This window comes from Nocardia carnea, from assembly GCF_029868325.1.
GTDB classification, from domain to species: Bacteria; Actinomycetota; Actinomycetes; order Mycobacteriales; family Mycobacteriaceae; genus Nocardia; species Nocardia carnea_C.
This window is the reverse complement of sequence record NZ_JARWNW010000181.1, coordinates 1-2639: the sequence shown is the minus strand read 5'-3', so window position 1 is coordinate 2639 and position 2639 is coordinate 1. Positions and strand designations below refer to the sequence as shown.

Below are 2639 nucleotides of genomic sequence, written 5' to 3'. Positions count from 1 at the left end.
CCGCCCCCCCCCCCCCCCCCCCCCCCCCCCCCCCCCCCCCCCCCCCCCCCCCCCCCCCCCCCCCCCCCCCCCCCCCCCCCCCCTCTCGGTTCGTTCGTCAGATATTCGCGTAGGCCAGGGACGGCACCCTGGTCACGGCGAACGAGGTCCGGCGGTAGAACCACCAGGTGACGCCGCCCATCACCAGGAATGCCCCGGCATAGGCCCAGAAAGCCGGCGCCATCGAGCCGAAGTTTGTGTTGGACAGGCGCAGTGCCTGCTGGAGTACGAAACCGCCGAAGGCGCCGACCGCGCCGATCACCCCGATCGCCGCCCCCGCCTGCCGTTTCGCCGACGCGGCCGCTTCGTCCGGTTCGATACCGCGTTCGGCGGCGAATTTCGCGGCCTCGGCGCTGAAGATCGACGGGATCATCCGGTAGGTCGAACCGTTGCCGATACCGGTGAGCACGAACAGGATCAGGAATGCCGCCAGGTACAGCGGGAAACTCTTCAGCTCCAGCGCGGCCATGATGAGAGCCACCGCGACAGCCATCCCGCCGAACACCATGAGGGTGATCCGGGCGCCACCGAGTTTGTCGGAGAGCCAGCCGCCGAAGGGCCGGGCGAACGAGCCGACGAAGGCACCGAGGAAGGCCAGGTTACCGAGGGTGCTGATCCAGCCGATATTCGCCAGATCGGGGAAATTGGCTTTGATGAGGGTCGGGAACGCGAACGAGAAACCGATGAACGACCCGAAGGTGCCGATGTAGAGGAAGGCCATCACCCAGGTGTGCCGGTTGGTGAGGGCCGGTGTGTAGGAGCGGCCGTCGGATTTCGCGGTGGACAGGCTGTCCATATAGCGCAGCGCGCCGAATACGGCGGCCAGGATGAACGGCACCCACACCAGCACCGACAGGGTGATACCGAACCGGTAGCCGGCCGCGTCCTTCGCGGTGAGATGGGTGCCGAGGGCGATCAGCAGCGGCAGCAGCAGCTGGGTCTGGGCCACACCGAGGTTGCCGCCGGCGGCGTTGATCCCCAGGGCGGCGCCCTTCTTGCCGTCGGGGAAGAAGAACGAGATATTGGCCATCGACGAGGAGAAGTTGCCGCCGCCGAATCCGGAGAGGGCCGCCAGCACCACGAAAACCCACATCGGAGTATCGGGCTGGTTGACGAAGATCGCCAGACCCAGCGTGGGAATCAGCAGCATGGCCGCGCTGAACGCGGTGAACAGCCGGCCGCCGAAACGCGGGATGGCGAAGGTGTAGGGGATACGCAGCGCCGAACCGACCAGTGTCGGAATGGAAGTGAGCAGCAGCGCGTTGCTCACGGCCTCCGGGTTACCGCTGCCGAGGCCTTCCAGGAAACCGAATCCGGCGGCGCCCATACCGGTGACCACACTGGCCCACAGCACCCAGATACTGAAGCCGAGATTCTCCGCGAAAACCGAGAAGACGAGGTTTTTACGGGCGGTGCGGTCGGCGCCGGAGGACCAGAACCGTTCGTTGTCGGGTTCCCACCGATCGATCCAGCGTCCGCGGCGCTGATGGGTGAAAGGTGGTGCCGTAACTGGTGTTTGTGAGCCGGTGTCGGCGATCGCGGTCATCGGCGTCCCTCTCGTCGGTGCTCGACATCCCCGCGGAACCGGGGCGCGGTGTCGAGGCGGTGTTGTGACGTGAGGAAACGCTAGAAGCCGGGTGTTTCCACCGAATAGCGTGCGATGACGATCGGCGCACATCCCCCTCACGGGCGCCGGATACGCGGGTGATCGCTCGGTAACGCCGCCGGAACCTGCTCAGCGCTCGGGGTAATCGGCGAGCAGAGTGTCCAGGAAGCAGCGGGTGGTCTTGGCCGCGCGTTCGCCGTCGCCGTCGGCGATGGCCTGCACAAGTTCGCTGTGCTCGTCGTTGTACCAGCCGTCGATCCGGTCGGTGCGCGAGCGGGTGGAGGATTCGATCCGGCCGAGCAGCGAATCGTAGAACTCCAGATATACCGCGTTATGGCTGGCGGCCACGATCGCGCGGTGCAGTTGGACATCGGCGGCAATGGCGGCGGAGCGATCGGCCGGCCACAGCCGGTTGCGTTCCTCGAGCAGGCGCTGCATTCTGGCGATATCGGATTCGTCGCGGCGGTGGGCGGCCAGGGCGGCCGCGGTGGCTTCCAGACCGTGGCGTAGTTCGAGGACATCGCGTTCGGCGGCCTCGGCGAAATACTTCTCGAGGGTGCTGCCGACCTCGGAGGTCGCGATGACATACGTACCCGAACCCTGCCGTCGTTCCAGCATGCCGGCGTGGACCAGCGCCTGGACGGCCTCGCGTAGCGTATTGCGGCCGGTTCCGGTCAGCTCGGCGAGTTCGGGTTCGGTGGGTATCCGCGTCCCGACCGGCCAGCGTCCCGAGCGGATATCCTCTTTGAGTTGCTCGGTGACCTGGGCGATGAGACTGGTGCGGCGAACGCTTTGCACGCTGACAGAGTACCGCCCGTCACAACTGCCTTGTCCTGGTCATATGGTCATCCTATGATTTCTCGGTGACTGCAGCGTTGCCCGAGACCTCCCGTCCGGGGGGGGGGGGCCCGCCCCCCCGGCGCCGCGCGCCGCGGCGCCCTCCCCGGTTATGGTGCGGCGGTGGATACCGGTGATCTGATAGACCGCAGCAGTT

General features: G+C 67.0%; 2 protein-coding genes. Both read right to left on the bottom strand.

What is annotated here, in order from left to right; all coding sequences use genetic code 11:
* Positions 1-97: 97 nt before the first annotated feature.
* Positions 98-1585 carry a nitrate/nitrite transporter gene (locus QH196_RS14360; protein WP_280416284.1) on the bottom strand — a complete coding sequence of 496 codons (1488 nt, stop codon included), beginning with the start codon at positions 1583-1585 and terminating at the stop codon, positions 98-100.
* A 189-nt stretch (positions 1586-1774) separates the two neighbouring features.
* The gene (locus tag QH196_RS14355; RefSeq protein ID WP_280416283.1) at positions 1775-2443 is read right to left on the bottom strand and encodes a FadR/GntR family transcriptional regulator; all 669 of its coding nucleotides are present in this window, start codon (positions 2441-2443) and stop codon (positions 1775-1777) included.
* Positions 2444-2639 lie beyond the last annotated feature (196 nt).

What these genes read in the sequence shown, in the direction of transcription:
- QH196_RS14360 (WP_280416284.1), bottom strand. Translation starts at nt 1,585, where the DNA reads ATGACCGCGATCGCCGACACCGGCTCACAAACACCAGTTACGGCACCA.